Annotated in this window: 18 protein-coding genes and 1 pseudogene; 4 read left to right on the forward strand and 15 right to left on the reverse strand. The window is 70.1% G+C overall.

The features are described 5' to 3' along the window. Together Q8Q77_RS14850 and Q8Q77_RS14855 are read left to right on the forward strand one after the other, a co-directional pair. Positions 1 to 469, forward strand: a pseudogene (locus tag Q8Q77_RS14850) (acyl-CoA synthetase); the annotation flags it as partial. Positions 470 to 548: 79 nt separating this feature from the next. Beyond that, positions 549 to 2,594, forward strand: coding sequence for a M13 family metallopeptidase (locus Q8Q77_RS14855; RefSeq protein ID WP_305584399.1), 2,046 nt, complete (start codon positions 549 to 551; stop codon positions 2,592 to 2,594). A gap of 35 nt (positions 2,595 to 2,629) precedes the next feature. On the opposite strand, the gene Q8Q77_RS14860 is transcribed toward Q8Q77_RS14855, so the two are convergent. Next, positions 2,630 to 3,565 (reverse strand): DUF2268 domain-containing putative Zn-dependent protease, encoded by a 936-nt coding sequence (locus Q8Q77_RS14860; RefSeq protein ID WP_305584400.1) that lies wholly within the window; start codon positions 3,563 to 3,565, stop codon positions 2,630 to 2,632. A gap of 138 nt (positions 3,566 to 3,703) precedes the next feature. Between Q8Q77_RS14860 and Q8Q77_RS14865 the strand changes: the two genes are divergently transcribed. Further along, entirely contained in the window at positions 3,704 to 4,726 is a 1,023-nt protein-coding gene (locus Q8Q77_RS14865) for a MerR family transcriptional regulator (protein ID WP_305584401.1), read from the forward strand. Between the two features lie 85 nt (positions 4,727 to 4,811). Here the strand turns inward: Q8Q77_RS14865 and Q8Q77_RS14870 are convergent, their stop codons facing one another. From Q8Q77_RS14870 to pgi, 13 genes are all read right to left on the reverse strand, one after another. Next, the gene (locus Q8Q77_RS14870; protein ID WP_305584403.1) at positions 4,812 to 5,294 is read right to left on the reverse strand and encodes a GNAT family N-acetyltransferase; all 483 of its coding nucleotides are present in this window, start codon (positions 5,292 to 5,294) and stop codon (positions 4,812 to 4,814) included. A 69-nt stretch (positions 5,295 to 5,363) separates the two neighbouring features. Beyond that, a complete protein-coding gene (locus tag Q8Q77_RS14875) occupies positions 5,364 to 5,621 on the reverse strand; it encodes a hypothetical protein (protein ID WP_305584404.1) in 258 nt (85 codons plus the stop codon). Positions 5,622 to 5,630: 9 nt separating this feature from the next. After that, positions 5,631 to 5,798 carry a hypothetical protein gene (locus tag Q8Q77_RS14880; protein ID WP_305584405.1) on the reverse strand — a complete coding sequence of 56 codons (168 nt, stop codon included), beginning with the start codon at positions 5,796 to 5,798 and terminating at the stop codon, positions 5,631 to 5,633. A 433-nt stretch (positions 5,799 to 6,231) separates the two neighbouring features. Beyond that, a complete protein-coding gene (gene hisG / locus Q8Q77_RS14885; protein ID WP_305584406.1) occupies positions 6,232 to 7,176 on the reverse strand; it encodes an ATP phosphoribosyltransferase in 945 nt (314 codons plus the stop codon). Continuing rightward, the gene (locus Q8Q77_RS14890) at positions 7,173 to 8,306 is read right to left on the reverse strand and encodes an ATP phosphoribosyltransferase regulatory subunit (protein WP_305584407.1); all 1,134 of its coding nucleotides are present in this window, start codon (positions 8,304 to 8,306) and stop codon (positions 7,173 to 7,175) included. The genes hisG and Q8Q77_RS14890 overlap by 4 nt, the downstream gene beginning before the upstream one ends. Next, positions 8,303 to 9,772, reverse strand: a complete 1,470-nt coding sequence (gene hisS, locus Q8Q77_RS14895) for a histidine--tRNA ligase (protein WP_305584408.1) — start codon at positions 9,770 to 9,772, stop codon at positions 8,303 to 8,305. Before hisS ends, Q8Q77_RS14890 begins: the two co-directional genes overlap by 4 nt. 277 nt (positions 9,773 to 10,049) lie before the next feature. Beyond that, the gene (locus Q8Q77_RS14900) at positions 10,050 to 11,882 is read right to left on the reverse strand and encodes a caspase family protein (protein ID WP_305584409.1); all 1,833 of its coding nucleotides are present in this window, start codon (positions 11,880 to 11,882) and stop codon (positions 10,050 to 10,052) included. 111 nt (positions 11,883 to 11,993) lie between these two features. After that, on the reverse strand, positions 11,994 to 12,398 hold the full coding sequence (locus Q8Q77_RS14905; protein WP_305584410.1) for a GFA family protein: 405 nt from the start codon (positions 12,396 to 12,398) through the stop codon (positions 11,994 to 11,996). Then, positions 12,395 to 12,862: an SRPBCC domain-containing protein gene (locus Q8Q77_RS14910; protein WP_305584411.1), complete on the reverse strand. Its 468-nt coding sequence runs from the start codon at positions 12,860 to 12,862 to the stop codon at positions 12,395 to 12,397. The genes Q8Q77_RS14905 and Q8Q77_RS14910 overlap by 4 nt, the downstream gene beginning before the upstream one ends. Next, entirely contained in the window at positions 12,846 to 13,199 is a 354-nt protein-coding gene (locus Q8Q77_RS14915; protein ID WP_305584412.1) for a helix-turn-helix transcriptional regulator, read from the reverse strand. The genes Q8Q77_RS14910 and Q8Q77_RS14915 overlap by 17 nt, the downstream gene beginning before the upstream one ends. 83 nt (positions 13,200 to 13,282) lie before the next feature. Next, positions 13,283 to 14,029: an SDR family oxidoreductase gene (locus Q8Q77_RS14920; protein WP_305584413.1), complete on the reverse strand. Its 747-nt coding sequence runs from the start codon at positions 14,027 to 14,029 to the stop codon at positions 13,283 to 13,285. After that, positions 14,026 to 14,889 carry an SDR family NAD(P)-dependent oxidoreductase gene (locus Q8Q77_RS14925; RefSeq protein ID WP_305584414.1) on the reverse strand — a complete coding sequence of 288 codons (864 nt, stop codon included), beginning with the start codon at positions 14,887 to 14,889 and terminating at the stop codon, positions 14,026 to 14,028. The genes Q8Q77_RS14920 and Q8Q77_RS14925 overlap by 4 nt, the downstream gene beginning before the upstream one ends. A gap of 14 nt (positions 14,890 to 14,903) precedes the next feature. Further along, positions 14,904 to 16,514, reverse strand: coding sequence for a glucose-6-phosphate isomerase (pgi, locus tag Q8Q77_RS14930; protein WP_305584415.1), 1,611 nt, complete (start codon positions 16,512 to 16,514; stop codon positions 14,904 to 14,906). A gap of 103 nt (positions 16,515 to 16,617) precedes the next feature. Between pgi and Q8Q77_RS14935 the strand changes: the two genes are divergently transcribed. Continuing rightward, positions 16,618 to 17,043 (forward strand): hypothetical protein, encoded by a 426-nt coding sequence (locus tag Q8Q77_RS14935; protein WP_305584416.1) that lies wholly within the window; start codon positions 16,618 to 16,620, stop codon positions 17,041 to 17,043. Between the two features lie 192 nt (positions 17,044 to 17,235). Here the strand turns inward: Q8Q77_RS14935 and Q8Q77_RS14940 are convergent, their stop codons facing one another. Next, on the reverse strand, positions 17,236 to 19,362 hold the full coding sequence (locus tag Q8Q77_RS14940; RefSeq protein ID WP_305584417.1) for a protein-disulfide reductase DsbD: 2,127 nt from the start codon (positions 19,360 to 19,362) through the stop codon (positions 17,236 to 17,238). Between the last annotated feature and the right edge of the window lie 350 nt (positions 19,363 to 19,712).

The following is a 19,712-nucleotide window of genomic DNA, read 5'->3' on the forward strand; positions in this document are numbered from 1 at the left end:
CCACACCCCGGTCGGCTACTACAAGGACGAGGAGAAGTCGGCCAAGACCTTCCGCACCTTCGAGGGGACCCGCTGGAGCGTGCCCGGCGACTGGGCGACCGTGGAGGCCGACGGCTCCATCACCCTGCTGGGCCGCGGCTCCCAGGTGATCAACACCGGCGGCGAGAAGGTCTTCCCGGAAGAAGTCGAGGAGGCCTTGAAGCGGTTCCTGGGCGTCCGCGACGCCGCGGTGGTGGGCGTGCCCGATCCGCGGTTCGGCGAGCGCATCTGCGCGGTGGTCGACTTCACGGGCGACAAGGCCCCGTCGCTGGGCGATCTCGCGGCCCACGTGAAGGGCCTGCTGGCCGACTACAAGGCGCCGCGCGAACTGGTCCTGGCCCCCGTGGTCCGGGCCCCGAACGGCAAGCTCGACTACAAGGCCATCCGCGCCGAAGCGATCGCGGCGCTGTCGGCCACGGCTTCCGCCTAAACAAAATGTAACGTGCCTACGGGGGCGCGACCGGTCCACGGTCGCGCCAACCCAAGACCTTATGAAGGCTCACAATTCCATGAAGACCCTCTGGTTGGGCGCGGCGTCGGCCGCGGCCCTGATCTGTGCGTCCGCGCCGGCCCTGGCGGCCAATGCGCCCGACCTCTCCCAGGCCCCGCGGATGGGGCCCTGGGGCTTCGACGCCGCCGGCCGCGACATGAGCGTCGCGCCCTCGAAGGACTTCTTCGACTACGCCAACGGCGGCTACCTGACCCGGCTGGAGATCCCCGCCGACCGCTCGCGCTACGGCGCCTTCGACGCGTTGAACGAACTGTCGCAGAACCGCATGCGCGCGGTGGTCGAGAAGGCCTCGGCCAACACCGCGGCGACCGGCGACGAGGCCAAGGTCGGCGCCTTCTACCGCAGCTTCATGGACGAGGCGGCCGTCGACGCCTTGGGCGCCAAGCCGATGGCCGCCGACCTGGCCGCGATCGCCGCGATCAAGTCCCGCGACGAGATGGCCGGGCTGATGGGCGCCACCATGCGCAAATTCGGCGGCTCGTTCTTCGGCTCCTATGTGCATGACGACGCCAAGGACCCGGAGAAGTACACGGTCTACCTGCTGCAGGGGGGCCTGGGCCTGCCCGACCGGGACTACTATCTGGACGACAAGTTCAAGACCCAGAAGACGGCCTATGAAGCCTATGTCGCCAAGCTCCTGACCCTGGCGGGCTGGGAGAAGCCGGCGGAGAACGCCGCGGCCATCGTCGCCCTGGAGACCGAGATCGCCAAGGTCTCCTGGACCCGGGCCGAGCGCCGCGACGACGACAGGACCTACAATCCCTTCGAGGTGGCCAAGCTGCAGGCCTACGCCCCGGGCTTCGCCTGGAAGCGGTTCCTGGACGGCGCAAACCTCTCGAAGGCCGAGCGGGTCATCGTCTCGGAGAACACCGCCTTCCCGAAGATCGCCGCCATCTACGCCGGGGCCTCGCTCGACACCCTGAAGGCGTGGTCGGCCTTCAACCTGGCCGACCAGGCCGCGCCCTACCTGGCCAAGGACTTCAACCAGGCCAATTACGAGTTCCGCAACAAGACCCTGTCGGGCCAGCCGGTGCAGCAGCCCCGCTGGAAGCGCGGCGTCACCGGCGTCGACAGCAACCTCGGCGAAGCCCTGGGCAAGGTCTATGTGGCCGCCTACTTCCCCGCCGAGAACAAGGCCAAGATGGAGGCCCTGGTCGGCGACATCCGCACCGCGATGGGCGCGCGGATCGAGAAGCTCGACTGGATGGGTCCGGCCACCAAGGCCAAGGCCCTGGAGAAGCTCTCCAAGTTCCGCGTTAAGATCGCCTATCCCGACAAGTGGCGCGACTATTCCGGCCTGTCGATCAAGGACGGCGACCTCTACGGCAACATCCAGCGGGCCAGCGCCTTCGAGTGGGATTACCGCGCCGCACGCCTGGGCGGGCCGGTGGACGACGACGAGTGGGGCATGACCCCGCCGACCATCAACGCCTACTACCAGCCCACCAAGAACGAGATCGTCTTCCCGGCCGCCATCCTGCAGCCGCCGTTCTTCGACCCCCAGGGTGATCCGGCGATCAACTATGGCGGCATCGGCGGGGTGATCGGCCACGAGATCACCCACGGCTTCGACGACCAGGGCCGCAAGTCCGACGGCGACGGCAAGCTCACCGACTGGTGGACCGCCGAGGACGCCGCCAAGTTCGACGCCCAGGCCAAGAAGTTCGGCAAACAGTACGCCGCCGTCGAGGTCCTGCCCGGCGCCAACATCAACGGCGACCTGACCATGGGCGAGAACATCGCCGACCTGGGCGGGCTGCTGCTGGCGCTGGACGCCTACCACATCTCGCTGAAGGGCCAGCCGGCCCCGGTGATCGACGGCCTGACCGGCGACCAGCGGGTCTTCCTGGGCTGGGCCCAGGTCTGGCGGGGCAAGTATCGCGACGACCGCATGCGCCAGCAACTGGTCTCCGATCCGCACTCGCCGCCCAAGTACCGGGTGCAGGTTCCGGTGAAGAACATCGACGCCTTCTACGAGGCCTTCGGCGTCAAGCCCGGCGACGGCATGTACGTGGCCCCGGCCGACCGCGTCCGGATCTGGTAGCGAACGGGGCGGCGGCCTCGGTCGCCGCCAGAGCCCTAGGAGGCTGGGCGCCATCCGCTGGCGGTTAGGAAGGCCTTGGGGTCGGCCATCTCGAAGATGTCGGCCAACGCCTGTCGCTTGTCGGGCGCGCGGTCGTAATAGGCCTTCACGATCCGGTGGCCGACCCAATAGCCCAGGTCGCCGGGTTTCTCGGCCGTGCCCGGGCCATTGTTGAGCCAGGCCGAAAGGTCGGTCTTGTCCTGGTCGGCGACGAAGGCGGCCTCGATCTGCGCTTCCCGCCCCTTGGTCCAGGCCCTGTGCTGGTGGTTGCCGGGCGCGCCCGAGATCAGCTCGCCGACGAACTCCGCCGCCCCCTCCATCAGCGACATGCGCAGCACCGTGGCGCCCGCGTCGCCGGGCTCCAGGTCCTTCAACGCCTGCGCCTGCTGGATGTGGCCGTACTCGTGGGCGATGGTGTGGACGAAGCGGTCCTCCAGGTCCGGGTGCATGAAGTCCGCCGCGCAGAGAGCTTCCAGGCCCATGGCGACGCCCGACGAGTCCGCGACGCCGATGGGCCGCCCGCGGCCGACCACGATGGTCACCGGCGAGAGCGTGGCCTCCGGATAGAGCCGGGCCAGCTTGCCGAACGCCGTGGTTAGCCGCCGCTTCACCGCCGGCAGGACCGTCAGGCAGCGCCGGGCGGCGACATAGATCTCGGGGCGCCTGCCCAGGGTGTCGGCGATCCGTGCGCCGGTGACGTTCCGCACCTGGGCGAAGTGGCGCAGGCCCTCGGAGCCCTGGCCAAGATAGTCGCGGTCGAGCTGTCCGGCGCTCGGCTGGCCCCCGGCGGCGTCATAGACCTCGTAGAACCGCGTCACGTCCTGCGTCAGGACGACCGCCCGCCGCGGGGGCGCAGCCCAGGCCGGGCTCGAGGCGGCGAGGACGAGCAAGGCGACCACGACCGGGCCGCGGGTCTTCGGCTGGAGGGGCACGTGATTGATTCCGGGGTTCGCGGTGGGGGACGCGGCGGAAGTCTGCGTTTCACGGCCACGCTTGGTCAACCACCCTGTTGACCCGGCCCCTGGGACCGCCCCGATAAGGACAAGGGTCAACGGTCAACGAGGTGATTCGTGAGCTCCCAATACCTGAACCCGTCCGAAGCCGCCCGGCGGCTCGGCGTCTCCGCCAAGGCCCTGCGGCTCTACGAGCAGCGCGGCCTGGTCGCCCCGGTCCGCACCGCCGCCGGATGGCGGGCCTATGGTCCCGACGAGATGGCCCGCGCCGGCGAGATCGCGGCCCTGCGCGCGCTGGGCCTCAGCCTGGCCCAGACCGCCCGGGTGCTGGGCGGCGATCCCCAGGGCCTGGCGCCGGCGCTGGCCGCGCACCAGGCGAGCCTGGAAGGCCGGGTCCGCCAGCTCGCCGACACGGTCCAGAGGGTGGCCGGCCTGCGAGCCGACCTGGCGCGCGGCAAGGCGCCGGCCGAGGGCGAACTGGCGCGGTTGCTTGAGCCCGAGCTCAGCGTCGCCTTCGACCTGCCCTGGCCCTGGGGCGGGGAACGGTTCGAACTGCGGGACATCGGGCCGATCACCTACATCATCGGCTCCCTGGGCAGCGGCAAGACCCGCCTGGCGATGCGCCTGGCCGAGACCCTGCCGGACGCGGGCTTCCTCCCCCTGGACCGGGCGGCGGACGGCGGCGTGGCGGCGCGGGCGCGGCTCGAGGCCGACCCGGCGCTCCGGGGCCGGGTCGACCAGGCCCTGGCCTGGCTCGCCGAGGATGGGGCCGTGGAGTCCGACGCCCTGCTCGTCCTGCTCGCGGCGCTGGAGGCCGAGGCCCCGGCCGTCCTGGTGGTCGACATGGTCGAACAGGGGCTGGACGAGCCCACCCAGGAAGCCCTGGTCGCCCACCTGCGCCGCCGGGGCGCGGGGGCGCGGCCGCTGTTCCTGATGACCCGGTCCTGCGCGGTCCTGGACCTGGCCGCCGTGGGGCCCGACGAGGCGATCCTGCTCTGCCCGGCCAACCACGCCCCGCCGACCCGCGTCGCGCCCTATCCCGGCGCGCCTGGCTACGAGGCCGTCGCCACCTGCCTGGCCTCGCCGGAGGTCCGGGCACGGACGGAAGGCCTCATCGCCGTGCGATATCCGGCGGCGTGAGGGTGATGTGCTTGGGGAGAGGGGCGACCGGCGTGTGGATCTAGGGCCTGCCGATGGCCGCTATGGATGGGGAAGGACACGGCCGCTAGCGCAGCGACTTCACCAGCAGGAGCGTCGTGAGCCCGCTTTTCCATTCGGTGTCAGGATATCGATCGGCTTCGCGATATCCGCGTGCGGCATAGAAGGCCCGGGAGCGGGTGTTGAACGTGTCAGTCTCCAATCGCGCGGTGGAGAAACCTGCCTTCGCGATCTCCGCCTCCGCCCTATCGATCAACCGGCTGCCGACACCCATTCGCGCGTTCTCGGAGCGCACGTGTAGGGCGTTCACGAAGTCTGCGTCCCAATCGACGAAACCGACAACTTGGCCGCTGTATTCAGCCACCCAAAATTCGAGGCCGCGCTCTGCGACATAAGTTGCAGGCCGATCTTCATCGCGAAACGCCTGCGCCGCTACAGGCGTCAACTGAGGCAGCCATGTATTCCCGTAGGTGTCGTGGAGAATCTCCCGAAGGGGGAGCGCATCGCTTGGCGTGGCGCGGCGAATACGAACTTCCGAGGCGAGCGACATGACGGCAGCCTAGCTCAAACCATTACGTCGGCAATGGGTCGAACGCGGATAGGCCACGCCCCCAGCGTGTCAGCGCGCGACGGTGACTTCCTTGATCAGGGCCTGGACGGGACCCTTCTCGCCGACGTTCCACATGGCCTTAAGGTGAGCCAGGGTCCGGCTCGCGGCCTCCTCCATCTTCCACTCGCAGCCCTCGAAGCGGCAGTTCTTGAAGGTGGGGACCGCGCCGCCGGCATAGACCAGGCGGCAGTCGCGGAACTCACAGCTGGAAAAGCTCTCGCCATCCAGGGACACGGTCTCATGGTTGAATACGACGCCGTCTTGCATGGGTAGGGCTCAGTCCTCGGTCGGTTCGGTGGCCGCCGGGTCGCCGCCCTGGCCGGCCGCCTCGGCCCTGGCGCGCTCGCGCTGTTCGCGCTTGGCGTCGGCGCGGTCGGCGGCCTTGTTGGCCTTGGCGCGCTCGCGCTCTTTCTTCTCGAATTGATAGTTCGGGGTCTTGGCCATGGCTCGTGCTCTCCGTTTCGTCCCGGGGAGCGCGTCGGCCCCGCCATCTCCTAGCGCTTCCGCCGTGTGTAAAGCCAGCGACATGCTGAACGCCTGGGTCGGCCTCAGGTTCGGCTCGGGGGGCGTGGCCGGGAGCACGCATTTTTGACTCATACGTCAAAATTGGTGTCGCCCAAAAATTTGGCCCGTTGCGGGGGATAATCGCAACGGGCCATATTTTGAGCAGTCGCTCTTATTGAGCGGGCGTTTCCTCCCCGAAACGCCGGAGACTGGAAGACTTGCGCCGCCATGTCTCTCGCAGGACTGAGAAAACGGCAATTTCTGACCCGAGTCAATGCGCCGAGATTGGCGTACAGGGTAAATCTTGATCAAGACTCCATGATCGCCGCGTTTCTCTTGCGCGACGGGAGTCGTTTTGACGCTGCCGTCAAATCTACACCCGCGAGCGTAGCAATTCATAGGCGACACAACCTGTGTCGTACACAAAGTCCGGGCTGGAGGCGGTGACCGGCCCGATTCCCGCCGCCGCCAGGGCGATGGAGGCCTCGGCGATCTTGTCCACCGGTGTCAAAAGCCCATTCGGCCGCCGGGTGGCGCCTTGGGCCACCAGTCCGTCCACGACACTCGCGTCGCGCGGATCGGCCGGCCAGGTCAAGATGGCGCTCTGGTGGGCGGTGGCGCGGGCCTCGATGGTCCGCAGCAGCCGTTCGGCCACGGCCAACCGGCCCTCGCCCCAGTCGGCGCGCAGCGAGGCGGTCAGGTGGGCCTGGCTCTTCAGGATCACCCCGTCGGACAGCACCTTCAGCCCATTGGCCACCAGGGTCGCGCCGGTGGTGGTGATGTCGACCACCAGCTCGGCCGAGCCGGCGGCCGGCGCCCCTTCCGTCGCGCCACCGGACTCGGTGATCCGGTAGTCGGCCACCCCGTGGCGGGCGAAGAAGGTCCGCGTCTGGACCAGGTACTTGGTGGCCACCCGCATCCGCCGTCCGGTGCGCGCCACCAGATCGTGGCCCACCTCCTCCAGGTCGGCCATGGTCTCCACGTCCAGCCAGCTCCGGGGCACGGCCACGACCAGGTCGGCGCGGCCGAAGCCTAAGGGCCGGAGCAGCAGGACCCGGGCGTCGACGTCGCCGCCGCGCTCGCGCAGCAGGTCCTCGCCGGTGATCCCCAGATGGACCTCGCCCGCGTCCAGGGCCTCGGCGATGTCGCCGGCCGAGAGCAGGCGCACCTGGACGCCGGGAACGCCCTTCAGCTCGGCCATGTAGCCGCGAGACCCGCCGGTGACGGAGAGCGACAGTCCGCAGTCGGACAGCCAGGCCTCGACCTGTTCCTTGAGCCGGCCCTTGGAGGGCACGGCGACGATCAACGGGTCGCTCATGCCTCGCCTCCCGCCCAGGCCCGCCAGGGCCGGACCATGCAGCCCACGGCCCGCGCCGCGGCCGTTCCGCCCAGCCGCGCGGGCAGGCCGTCATAACGTCCGCCCACCGCCACCGCGCGATCGGACGCCAGCGCGCCCGAGCGGACCTCGAAGGTCAGGCCGTCGTAATAGTCGAAGGCGTGGCCGAGCGCCGTGGCGAACCGCATGCGGTCGGCCGGGACGCCCGCGGCGGCCAGCAGCTCCAGCCGCCGACGCCAGCCGTCCAGGGCCGTGTCCAGCGCCGGCGCCGCGCCCGCGATGGCCCGCACCGCGGCGAAGGCGGCCTGCGGCGCGTCGTCGACGGCCAGGAACCGGCGGACGGCCAGGGCCTGGTCCGGCGTCAGGGACGGCGCGCGCGCGGCCTCGGTGCGGCGGATCAGTCGCTGGGCGATCTCCGCGGCGCCACGTCCGCCCACCGGCTCGACCCCGGCCAGCGACCAGACCTCCTCCAGCAGGCTGGCGCCGTCGGCTTCCGAAAGCCCGGCCAGCAGGTCGGCCAGCCGTCCGCTGTCGTCATGGGCGGGCTCGGCTCCGGCCCGCGTCAACTCGGCGGCCAGCAGGCGCGGCCGGGCGGCGACCCGTTTCAGCCGGACGGCCAGGGGCGGCGCCAGGCCCAGCGTCTCCACGAAGGCGGCGAACAGGGCGATGTCGCCCAGGTGCAGGGTCAGATCGGTCCGCCCGCCGGCCACGGCGCTGGCCCAGGCCAGGGCGGCGATCTCGGCGTCGGCGTCGATCGTGTCGCCGTCGGCGGCGTCGAACCGCTCCAGGCCGATCTGGCGGAATTCATCGGGCTGGTCAGCGCCCAGGGCGGCACGGAAGGCCTTGCCCTCGTAATAATAGCGTCCGGCGTCGCGGCCGCTGTCCAGGTGCTGGCGCACTACAGGCACGGTGAAGTCGGGCCGCAGGCAGGTCTCCTCCCCGCCCGTGGCCTGGACCACGAACAGCCGCGCACGCATGGCCTCGCCGGCCAGGTCGAGCAGCAGGCCCAGCGGCTGCAGGATCGGGGCGTCGACGCTCTCGGCGCCCAGGGCCTCGAAGGGCGCGCGGATGGCCGCGAGGCTGGCGGCGGGAACGGCGGGTTCGGCCCTCATTTCGCGGCCTCCAGGATCCTGCGCACCGTGGCCACCAGGTCGGCGCGGTCGACCACCTGCTGGCCGGGGCGCTGCTCGCGCCACTCGGCGTTGTCGGTGACCCCGGAGGCGAGCTCGCGCCCGAGGTCCAGGTCCTTGATCGTCACCTTGCCCGCGGCGATCTCGTCGCCGCCCAGGATGACGGCGGCCGGCGACATCCGTCGGTCGGCGTATTTCATCTGCGGCCGCATCCCCGAGGTTCCGAGATAGACCTCGGCGGCGATCCCGGCGGCGCGCAGCTCGCCGGCGGCCTTGAAGTACTCGGCCATGTCGTCCTGGCTGAAGGCGATGACCACCACCGGTCCCCGCGCCTGCGCCGCCACTTCGCGACCCGCCGCGCGCAGGGCCGAGGCCAGGCGCGAGACCCCGAACGAGAAGCCCGTGGCCGGGACCTGCTGGCCGGTGAAGCGGGCCACCAGGTCATCATAGCGCCCGCCGCCGCCGATCGAGCCGAAGCGCATGGGCGCGCCCTTGTCGTCCTTGGTCTCCAGCAGCAGCTCGGCCTCGAAGACCGCGCCGGTGTAGTATTCCAGGCCGCGCACGATCGAGGGATCGAACACCGCCCGGTCGGGGCCGACGCCCAGGCTGGTCAGCGCCTGATGAATGGCCGACAGCTCCGCCAGGCCGGCGTCGCCCTCCGCCGAGCCGCCGATGATGCCCGCGATCTGGTCCAGGGTCTCGACCCGGCCCCCGGCCCCGGCGGCGACGAAGGCCAGCACCGCCTCGGCGCCGGCGGTGTTCAGGCCCGCGCCCTTGGTGAAGGCGCCGGACTCGTCCTTGCGGCCCTCGCCCAGCAGCAGGCGCACGCCCTCCGGACCCAACCGGTCCAGCTTGTCGACGGCGCGCAGTACGGCCAGCTTCTGACCCTCGTCGGCGACGCCCGCGGTGGCCAGCAGGCCGTTCAGCAGTTTGCGGTTGTTGATCTTCACCACCGACGAACCGGCCGGCAGGCCCGCGGCCTCCAGCCCCTCGACCACCATGGCGATGATCTCGGCGTCGGCCTCCGGGCGGGCTGAGCCCACGGTGTCGGCGTCGCACTGGGTGAATTCGCGGAAGCGGCCGGGGCCGGGCTTCTCGTTGCGCCAGACTGTGCCGAAGGCGTATCGGCGGAACGGCTTAGGCAGGGTCTCCCAGGTCTGGGCCACGAACCGGGCGAGCGGCGCGGTCAGGTCGTAGCGCAGGGCCATCCACTGCTCGTCGTCGTCCTGCAGGGCGAAGACGCCCTCATTGGGACGGTCGGCGTCGGGCAGGAACTTGCCCAGCGCGTCGGCATATTCGAAGGCCCCGGTGTCGAAGGCCTCGAAGCCATAGCGCTCATAGACCGCCGACACCTTCTCCAGGATCTGGCGTTCGGCGGCGAGGTCGCGGGCGCGGCGGTCGTTGAAGCCGCGCGGCGCGCGGGCTTCGGGGCGGGGTGCGTCGGTCATGCCGTCCGCCTAAAGGCTGGCGCGCGGCGCGGCAAGGCGCGGGAGAAAACGGAGGGGTCCATCGTCTAGTCCTTCAGGCGAAAGGTTCGACGGATGGAGCGGCGTCAGCGAGCCCCATCCGCAATCTGCGGGGGCTCGGGCGAGGGTCGCTTAGGCCATGCGATCCCGGCCGATCCCGCGAAGCGAGGTCGGATGGTGGTGGCCGTGGTGGTGCGAAACGCGCGTCATGACGCCGCCGCTATAGCGGGAAAGTGTGAACGTGGCGAGTCCGGGGCGGCTAGCCGGACAGCCGCGGGGTCAGGGCGCCGGGCTTGGCGCGCGCGCTCGGTTTGTTCGCGGCGGAACCGGTCTTCCACGGCACCTTGGCGTTCACCACCAGGCTCGGCCCCAGGACCTGAGGAACCTGCTTGTACTGGAGCTCCTCCAGGCGATCGGCCGCGGCGGCCACCAGGGCCTTGAACGAGATGGACTTGCGTTCGCGCAGGATGCTGGCCAGGCAGAAGGTGAAGGCGCCGTAGCTGGTGGCGCCGTGGCGATACTCGTAGGACAGCTGGTCCTCGCCGCAGGCCTCGATGATCAGGGGCAGGTAGGGACCGACGATCTTGTCCGGCCGCTTCCGCTTCTCACGCGCATAGTCCCCGGAGGAGCTCTGGCGCAACATGGCGGCCCGGCCGAGCCTCATCGTCGAACCGTTCTGGCCGAAGAAGCGGGCGGTCGCCTTGTCGTCGGGCGAAAAATCGGGGTTCAGGCGTTTGAAATCGCGCTCGACCCACATCTGGGTCTTGGAGTCCCATTTCAGTTCCCGGTGCCGGACGTCGTCGGGCGGCGAGAGGCCCCGCGCCTTCGGGCCGCCCTGGCGATGAATGCCGCCCGAGTGGCAGCAGTCGAAGATCAGGACCAGCTTCAGCTTGTAGGGCAGTTGGCTATAGAGCGCGTAGATCTGTTCGTCGGTGATTGAGGTCTCCGCCGACCAATTGAAATCCCAGGGCACCAGGGTCTCGGCCTGCCGGTCGGGTTCGAAGTCGTCGCCATACTCCGGAATTCGGGCGCCGTGACCGCTGAAGTAGAAGACGCGTTCGTCGCCGGGCTGGGCGTCGTCGAGCAGCCATTCCAGCCGCTCCAATATGCCCGACGCCGTAGCCCGGTCGTCCAGGCAGGTGCGGATCTCCTCGGGCCCGAAACCGCATTCCTGGAGCACGGCGCTCATCGTGAAGACGTCGTTGACGCAGCCGGCCAGGCGGTCGCCCTCGCGCGGATACTCGTTGATCCCGACCAACAGGGCGCGGCGACGGCTCTTGGCTGCCGCGGGCCTCGCGGGCCGGCGCCAGGGGTTCGCCGTGACGCCGAAGGCCTTGGCGCCGACCGCCTCGTCGGCGAGGGGCCGCCAAAGTGAGCCGACCGTGACGTTGTGGCCCAGATAGGACTCCGCGGCGTGGTCGCCCGCGCCCTTGAGGTCGAACGGCGTCAGCAACTGGCTGAAGTTCGGAACGCCCGGCAGCTTCAGCGGCGCGGTGAAGACATCGTCGTGCTCGTTGTAGAGATGATGCCAATGACGAACAGCCAGGGCCTCGACCCGGCCCTCGGTCAGGTTGCCGACCACGAACGGGTTGCCGATCTGCGAGCCGAAGGTGACGTAGTGCGCCTTGCCGAGAATCCTCGCCGCGTCGGGTTGGCGCGCGGCCTCGTGGGAGAAGGCGTTGTAGGTGACCAGCGAGCCCAGGCTGTGGGCCAGGATGACGTCGGGCGAGAAGGCCACCACCTGGTCGAGCACAAGTTCGCGGGTCTGACGCTGGAACTCCTTGTCCTCAACCCAGGCGACAACGTAGCCGGCGGTCCAACGAACCTTTTCCGACACATCCGAGACCAGGCCTCGCTGGCGGCGGCCGGCCTGGGACACACCGCTGCGCGCCAGCTTCCAGAGGGCCTTCGCCGTGTCCGCGAAGCTGATCTTGGTCTGTTCGAAAATGGGGTCATAGGCGACAAACTGGAATTCCAGCCTCACCTCTTCCTTGAACGAGGCCCTCAACGCCGCTTCCCAGACCTCCCGCCAGGGCGACGTGCGGTGGTCGCCCAGGCCATGGACACAGAGAACCTTGATGGTCTTGGGCATCGCTCACCCCCCGCCAGATCCCTAAGGTCAGGGATCAACCTGGACGAGAACACTGTGGACACGCGTGTTCAAGCAGAAAAATTCGCGTTCACGCGCCGGCTGTAGGGCGGCTCAGAGGTGTCCCGTCACCTCGGCCTCGTGCTCGAAGTCGTCGTGGCGGCCGTCCGTGACGAAGACCGGGGCGGCGACCCATTCCCGCGGGGACAGGTCATCCAGGCAGGCGAGGTTGATGGCGTAGAAGGCGCCGCCGAGGGCTTCCAGGTCGCCGGTGACATAGGGCCGGGCGCCGCAATGGCTGCAGAAGTAGAGATGCAGGCGCCTGGCGTTCCACTGGTAGTCGGTGAGCTGGTCCTGGCCGTGCAGCACGCGCACGTCCTTGGCCTGGGCGAAGGCCTTCCAGATCCGGTTCTTGGTGCAGAACGAGCAGTCGCACTTGCTGGTGCCCGCCGCCAGGTCGAGGTCGACCTCGAAGGCCACGGCCTGGCAGTGGCAGCTCCCGTGATAGGTCTTCTTCATTGGGCGACCTTCAGATAGTCGGCGAGCTTGTCGAGCAGGCCGCTCCAGCCTCCGACGTGGCTGTCGCGGGCCTCGAGGCTGGCGAACGGCGCCTGGTGGAAACTGAAATTCGTGCGGCCGCCGGGCGCGGGCGCGAAGGTCACGGTCACCAGGTTGTCCACGCCCCAGGCGCCGTCCTCCCAGCGGAAGGTCATCACGATGCGTTCGGCCGGCGCGATCTCACGATAGACCCCGGCCATCCAGGTCTCCTTGCCGTCCGGCGCGCGGATGCAGGACCGATAGGCGCCGCCCGGCCGGAAATCCTGCTCGTAGGCGAGCGTCGTGAAGGTCTTGGGTCCCCACCAGCGCATCAGGTGCTCGGGCTTGGTCCAGACTCGGTAGACCAGCTCGGGGCTGGCGTCGAAGGTCCGCTCGATAAGGAGCTCGTCGTCCTGGATCAGCGCGGCGCTATTCATCTGATTCATCTTGGGTCTCACTGGCTTTCAATTCGGCGATGTAGGCGCCCATCTGGTCGAAGCTGTCCTCCCAGAACCGGCGGTAGCGTTCGAGCCAGGCGTTGGCCTCCTTCATGGGGCCGGCCTTCAGGCGGCAGGGCCGCCACTGGGCCTCCCGGGAACGCTCGATCAGGCCCGCATGCTCCAGGACCTTCAGGTGGCGCGAGATCGCCGGCAGGCTGATGGCGAAGGGCTGGGCCAGGTCGGAGACCGAACGCTCCCCCGCGCTCAGCCGCGCGAGGATGGCCCGGCGGGTGGGATCGGCCAGGGCCGCGAAGGTGGTGCTGAGGTGATCGTGTGTTTCCATTTAACGGACACGTTAATTAACGAGATCGTTAAATGCAACAGGTGAATCGACAGCCTTTCGGTATCAATTCGATGGTGTTCGATTCAGCCGATAACCCCGACCCCGCCGGTGGCGGCGATGACCTGGCCCTGGATGAACTCGGCCTCGGGCGAGAGCAGGTACTCCACCAGCGAGGCGTAGTCGCTGTCGCGGCTGGCGCGGCCGGAGGGGTTGGACCGGGCGGCGCGATCGACCACCGACTGGGCGGCCTCCTCGCTCCCGACCATGGCGGCGACGGAGGTGGTGTGGACCAGGCCCGGCGCGACGCCGTTGATCCGCACGCCGCGCGGCGCCAGCTCGGCCACCAGGTAGCGGACAATGGCCTCGGCGAGCGCCTTGCCGACCCCCAGCGCGCCGTAGTTGGTCGAGGGGATCCGGGCGCCCATGCTGGTGATGAACACCACCGAGGATCCGCGGCCCAGCAGGTGCTGGGCGGCGTGGACCAGGTAGAGCAGCGACAAGCCGTTGGTCTCCACCGCCTGGCGGAACCGGACAAGGTCGGCGCCCAGCAGGGTGGTGGGATAGATCATCGCGGCGGAATGGACGATGTGGCTGAGCCCGTGGCCCTGGCGTTCGACCTGGGCGATCAGGTCGGCCGAACCCTCGATGGTCCCCACGTCGCCTTTCACGAGATTGACCGCCGAGCCGGTGGCGGCGATCTCGGCGCGGGCGGCCTCCGCGGCGGCCTCGTCGCTGTGATAGGCCAGGGTGACCCTGCCATGGACGACGGCCAGGCGCTTGGCGATCGCCAGGCCGATGCCCTTGGTCCCGCCGGTGACGAGGACGGTCACGACTCCGAATCCATCAGCGACGGGGTCACATAGTCCATGCCTTCCAGCGCCGGGCTGGCGTCGGCGGCGTCGAAGCCGGCCATGATCGCGGCGAACCGCATCTGCACGAGGCCGCGCATGTCGGGGTGGGTGAAGATGTAGGGATCGTTGGCAAGCACCGACTCCAGCACCCGCTTGCCGACGCGCTCCGGATCGATGCCGCTGTCGACGAAGGAATTGGACGTGACTTCGCTGACCGTGGGACCGCCATACTGGGCCTGGCGGGCGCGGCCGGACTGGTTGATGCGGGTTTTCACGAAGCCCGGGCAGAGGACGGCGACGTGGATGTTCTCGGGCGCGAGCTGGCGCAGCCAGCCTTCCGACAGGGCGACGACGGCGTACTTGGTGGCGCTGTAGGGCTCCATGCCGGGCCCGGAGATCAGGCCGGCCATGGAGGCGGTGTTGACGAAGCAGCCGCCCTCCCCATGGCTGCGGACCAGGGGCAGGAAGGTCTCCATGCCATAGACCACGCCCATCAGGTTGACCGCGACGATCCAGTCCCAGTCGGCGGGCTTGATCTCGCCCACCGGCCCGCCGACGCCCACGCCGGCGTTGTTGGCCACCAGGTGGACCTTGCCGAATGTCTCGATGGTCCTGGCCGCGGCGGCCTCCATCGCCTTGCGGTCGGCGACGTCGCAGATCACGCTGGCGGCGCGGATCTGGCATTCCTGCAGGTCGGCGACGGCGGCCTTCAGCGGCGCCTCCTCGATGTCGGCCAGCATGATGTTCATGCCCGCCTCGCCGAGGGCGTAGGCCATGGCCAGCCCCAGGCCGCTGGCGCCGCCGGTGATGAAGGCGGTCTTTCCCTTGAGGTCTTGCATGAGGCGCTCCTGGCTCAGGATTTCAGACGGGCGATGAGGTCGGCGGTGGACGGATCGTGCGCCCCCGGCGCCCCGCCTTCCAGCTCTTTGAGGACAGCGACGGCCAGGGTCTTGCCCAGCTCCACGCCCCACTGGTCGAAGGAGTTGATCTCCCACAGCACGCCCTCGACGAAGGTCTTGTGCTCGTAGAGCGCCAGCAGGGCGCCCAGGCTTTGCGGGGTCAGGGCGTCCAGCAGGATGAAGCTGGAGGGCCGGTTCCCGTGAAAGGTCTTCTGCGGCGCCAGTTCGTCGATATCGGCCGTCGCCATGCCCTTGGCGGCGAGCTCGGCGCGGACGGAAGATTCGGACTTGCCGACCATCAGGGCCTCGGCCTGGGCGACGGCGTTGGCCAGCAACTTGGCCTGGGAGACCGTCTCGCCCTCGGAGGCCTGGCGCACCGCCAGGATGTCGATGGGGATGATGTCGGTCCCCTGGTGCATCATCTGGAAGAAGGCGTGCTGCACGTTTGTGCCGGCGTCGCCGAACACCGTGGTCGACGTGGCCCGCGCCACCGGGGCGCCGTTCGCCGTGGTCTGCTTGCCGTTCGATTCCATCTCGAGCTGCTGCAGGAAGGTGGGCAGCAGATGCAGACGCTGGGCGTAGGGCACGACGGCGCGGACGGGGCGGCCGAGGCCGTTGCGGTTGAAGATGTGGGCCAGGGCCAGCAGCACCGGGGCGTTGGCCTCGAGCGGCGCGGTCTGGAAATGGCGGTCCATGGCGTGGGCGCCGTCGAGCAGCCCCTGGAAGGCGTCCCAGCCGAGCGCGATGGCGCAGGAGAGCCCGACCGAGGACCAGACCGAATAGCGCCCGCCGACCCAGTCGCCGAAGCCGAACACCTGGTCGTCGGGCACGCCGAAGGCGGCGGTCTCCCCAGGCGCGGCGGAGACGGCGATCAGGTGACCGTCGCCGGCCTGGCCCAGGGCCGCCCGCAGCCAGGCCCGGGCGATCTGCGCGTTGGTGAGGGTCTCCAGCGTGGTGAAGGTCTTGGAGACCACCACCACCAGGGTCTGCGCCGGGTCGAGACCCGCCAGCGCCAGCGCCATGTCGGCCGGGTCCACATTGGCCACGAAGCGAAGTTCGATGCCGGGCGTCACGGGGCGCAGGGCGTCCCAGACCAGCCGGGGCCCGAAGTCGGAGCCGCCGATGCCGATATGGACGATGGACTTGAAGGCCTTGCCGGTGGCGCCGCGCTTGGCGCCGGACCCCACGGCGTCGGCGAAGGCGCGCATGGCGGCGCGGACGGCGTCGACCCCCGCCGAGACCGGCTCGCCGTCGGCCTCGAAGTCCGAGCCCTTTGGCGCCCGCAAGGCCATGTGCAGGGCCGCGCGGCCTTCCGAGGCGTTGACCACGGCGCCGGCGAAGTGGCGATCGCGCGCCGCCTCGATCCCGCCGGCCCGGGCGAGGTCGAGGGCGACCTCGCGCTCGGCCCGCGACCAGGGCTGCTTGGCGAGGTCGAGATAGAGTCCGGCGGCCTCAACCGACATCGCCGCGACCCGATCGGGCTCGGCGGCGAACAGGCTGTCGATACAGCGATCGCGGGCGGACTGGGCGGCGGCTTCCAGACGGGACCAGGCGGCTTTGAGCATGCGGCTAAGTTCGGCCCTCTTGCATCGGTAGCAACGCGTTTACCCTGCGGGCGTAGCAAAAGCCCCGGGCCCTGTCTTTCGCCTTTCTGCCGGAGATGCCGTGATGTCCTGCGCCGCTATCGCCGCCGTCGCCGTCCTGTGGCTCGCGGGCGGATCCAGCCCCCTGCCCCCGCCGCCTCCGCCGGCCGTCGCGCAGGAGCCGCTGTTCGCCGACATCGTGGCGCGCGCCGGGTCGCTGAAGGCCGCCGTCGAGGCGTTCAAGGCCGGCCCGGTGACCCCGGAGTTCAAGCGCGGGATCGCCGAGCTGGCCGCCCTGGACATGCAAGGCCACCTGACGCTCGCCAAGCGGGGCACGGACGGCGATCTGAAGTGCATCCTGAAGGGGATCGCCGAGGACCTGCCGCTGAAACTCAAGGCGTTGGAGGCCGCGGCGTCCGACAAGGACCGGCTGCGGGCGGTCCAGGACATGGGCTACCTGCTCAACGACAATGTCGAGGTCATCACCTCGCCGCCGGAGGGGCAGGTCTAAGGCGACACGCCGCCCCAGATGCTCCCCCTCTGGGGGAGCTGTCAGCCCCGGGTCCGACCAGAGGTCGGCCCGAGGATGAACTCCGGTGACTGAGGGGGACTTTGAATCTTGTTTGTGGGCTTCAACCCCCTCCACCGCTGCGCGGTCCCCCTCCCCCAAATCGCGCTGCGCGCTGAGGGAGGATCTAAGGGGTCAGCGGTCCTGGGCGTCCTTCAAGGCGCGGACAACCAGACCCTCGGTCAGGATCTGCGGCAGGATAACGCCGTCCCCGCCCTTGGCGCCATATACGAGGTACAGCGGCACCCCGGCCCGACCGTGTTTGGCCAGCTCGGCGGCGATGACGGCGTCCTTCAGGGTCCAGTCGGCCTTCAGATAGACCGCGCCGGTCGCCTTGAAGGCGTCGGCCACGCCCTGGGTCTCGAAGGCGACCTTCTCGTTGACCTGGCAGGTCACGCACCAGGCGGCGGTGAAGTTGACGAACACGGGCTTGCCGGCGGCCCGCGCCGCGGCGAGCGCTTCAGGGCTGTAGGCCTGGTAGGGCACGGAGGCCTTACCGCCGGCGGACGGCGCGTCGGCGGTCACCGTCTCGCGCGCCCCGTAGTTCGGCCAGACGGCGGCCAGGGCCGCGGCGATGGCGAGCACGGCGCCGATCCCGGCCAGGGCGAAGGGCTTGCCGCCCTCCGCGCGCCGGCGCTGGGCCACGCCCAGCAGCCAGGCGGCCAGGGCCAGGACCACGGCGGCGACGAAGATCCGCGCGAGGGCGGTGTCGCCCGCCTGGACGGTCAGCACCCAGACCAGCCAGGCCGCGGTCCCGTACATCGGGAAGGCCATCAGCGTCTTGAAGCCGCCCATCCACGGGCCGGGCTTGGGTAGGCGCGAAAGCAGGCCGGGCGCGAAGGCCGCCAGCGCGAAGGGCGCGGCGAAGCCGAGGCCCAGGGCCAGGAAGATGGCGAGGGCGGCAGGCGCGCTCTGGGTCAGGGCCCAGCCGAGCGCCGGGGCCATGAAGGGCGCGGTGCAGGGGGCGGCGACGACCACGGCCAGGGTCCCGGTGAAGAAGGCGCCGGCGAGCCCTTGGCGGCCGGCGAGGCCGGAGCCCGCGCCCTGCAGCGAGGTCCCGACCTCGAACACCCCCGAGAGATTCAGCGCCACGGCCAGCATCAGCAGGGCCAGGCCCGCCACCACCGGCGGCGACTGGAGCTGGAAGCCCCAGCCCACGGCGGCCCCGCCCGCGCGCGCCGCGATCAGGACGCCGGCCAGGGCCAGGAAGGTGGCCAGGACGCCGGCGAGGAAGGCCAGGCCCTGGGCCTGGGCGGCGCGGCGGTCGTGGGCGTGGCCGGCCAGGGAGGCGGCCTTCATGGCCAGGATCGGGAAGACGCAGGGCATCAGGTTGAGGATCAGCCCCCCCAGGAAGGCGAAGGCCGCGGCCAGGGGCAGGCCGAGCGCCGCGCCCTCCAATTTGGCCGGCGGGCCGAGGCCCGAGGCGCCGGGCGGCAAGGCGCCGGCCTCGGCGGAAATCTCATAAGCCTGGCCGCCCAGGCTCAGCACGCCGGCCATCGCCTTGGGGCCCGCGCCCTCCTGGAAGGCGTAGCCGGGGGTGAGGCTCAGCGTCAGGCCCTGCGGTCCGCGCTCGATGGCCTGGGGCTTGGCGTGGTCGATAACGGTGGAGTCGAAGGGGAAGAAATAGGCGTCGGCGACGTCGGCGTCCTTCAGGGCGTCCCCGGTGATCGCCAGGGCGAGGCCAGCGCCTTGCCTGGCGAAGGCTGCGGTGAAGCCGGCGGGGGTCGGCGCCTGGGCCAGGGTCCTGGCGACCGCCGCGCCCCACTTGGGGTCGGGCTGGGCCAAACCGTCGGCGACCGGCAGGGTCAAGGTGAGCGCCGCGTCCTCGGGCACGCAGATGTCGGCGCAGACCAGGAAGGCCACGGCGGCCCTGATCGTCACGGTCTCGCCCGGCCTGGCGCTAGCCGGGACCGTGATCGGCACGGGCAGCAGCACCTCGTCGTGATAGCCGTAGTTCATCAGCGGGCCGGTGGGCTGGCGCTGCGGGGTCGGCCAGACGATGTCCCCGGCGGTCCAGCCCGTGGGCAGGGTCCAGACGATTTTGGTCGCCTCGCCGCTGTCGCCGGAATTGCGCCAGTAGGTGTGCCAGCCTTTGTCGATCTTCTGGCGCACGGCGACATAGGTGGTCGCGCCCGGCGTCACCGTCGCGTCGCGGGCCACCAGCTCGGCGACCAGGTGGCCGGTGTCCACCGGCTGGGCCATGGCCGAGAAGGCCGCCAGCACGGCGAACGCCGCCACCATCTGGCCGAAGAAACGGATCATCCACTCATCCCGACAAGCTGCGCTGGCTATATGGCCCGCGCGGAGCCATCCGCAAAGCTACGCCGGGGTCGCGGACGCAGATGCGCAGTCCACAGATCCTCCCCCAGCGCGCAGCGCGGTTAGGGGCCCCGCCCTTCGCGAGGCGAAGGGCGTTCTTCGCGGCGATCGACAAATCCCGGAACAGGCCCGGGACTGTCGATCGCATCCGGCTCGCAAGCGCGAGCCGGCGCTCATCACGGTGGCGCGTCGCCTCTATCGGCGACGAGACGGAGGGGGTTGCAGCCCACAAACAAGAGTCAAAGCCCCCCTCAGTCACCTGCGGTGACAGCTCCCCCAGGAGGGGAGCATCT

Origin of the sequence: Phenylobacterium sp., from assembly GCF_030698145.1 — a bacterium.
In the GTDB taxonomy this organism is placed as follows: Bacteria; Pseudomonadota; Alphaproteobacteria; order Caulobacterales; family Caulobacteraceae; genus Phenylobacterium.

Coding starts and splice junctions, on each gene's coding strand:
- Q8Q77_RS14935 (WP_305584416.1), top strand. CDS start 16,618: ATGTCCTGCGCCGCTATCGCCGCCGTCGCCGTCCTGTGGCTCGCGGGC.
- Q8Q77_RS14855 (WP_305584399.1), top strand. CDS start 549: ATGAAGACCCTCTGGTTGGGCGCGGCGTCGGCCGCGGCCCTGATCTGT.
- Q8Q77_RS14915 (WP_305584412.1), bottom strand. CDS start 13,199: ATGGAAACACACGATCACCTCAGCACCACCTTCGCGGCCCTGGCCGAT.
- Q8Q77_RS14925 (WP_305584414.1), bottom strand. CDS start 14,889: ATGCAAGACCTCAAGGGAAAGACCGCCTTCATCACCGGCGGCGCCAGC.
- Q8Q77_RS14870 (WP_305584403.1), bottom strand. CDS start 5,294: ATGTCGCTCGCCTCGGAAGTTCGTATTCGCCGCGCCACGCCAAGCGAT.
- Q8Q77_RS14940 (WP_305584417.1), bottom strand. CDS start 19,362: ATGATCCGTTTCTTCGGCCAGATGGTGGCGGCGTTCGCCGTGCTGGCG.
- Q8Q77_RS14890 (WP_305584407.1), bottom strand. CDS start 8,306: ATGAGGGCCGAACCCGCCGTTCCCGCCGCCAGCCTCGCGGCCATCCGC.
- Q8Q77_RS14910 (WP_305584411.1), bottom strand. CDS start 12,862: ATGAATCAGATGAATAGCGCCGCGCTGATCCAGGACGACGAGCTCCTT.
- hisG (WP_305584406.1), bottom strand. CDS start 7,176: ATGAGCGACCCGTTGATCGTCGCCGTGCCCTCCAAGGGCCGGCTCAAG.
- Q8Q77_RS14880 (WP_305584405.1), bottom strand. CDS start 5,798: ATGGCCAAGACCCCGAACTATCAATTCGAGAAGAAAGAGCGCGAGCGC.
- hisS (WP_305584408.1), bottom strand. CDS start 9,772: ATGACCGACGCACCCCGCCCCGAAGCCCGCGCGCCGCGCGGCTTCAAC.
- Q8Q77_RS14900 (WP_305584409.1), bottom strand. CDS start 11,882: ATGCCCAAGACCATCAAGGTTCTCTGTGTCCATGGCCTGGGCGACCAC.
- pgi (WP_305584415.1), bottom strand. CDS start 16,514: ATGCTCAAAGCCGCCTGGTCCCGTCTGGAAGCCGCCGCCCAGTCCGCC.
- Q8Q77_RS14905 (WP_305584410.1), bottom strand. CDS start 12,398: ATGAAGAAGACCTATCACGGGAGCTGCCACTGCCAGGCCGTGGCCTTC.
- Q8Q77_RS14875 (WP_305584404.1), bottom strand. CDS start 5,621: ATGCAAGACGGCGTCGTATTCAACCATGAGACCGTGTCCCTGGATGGC.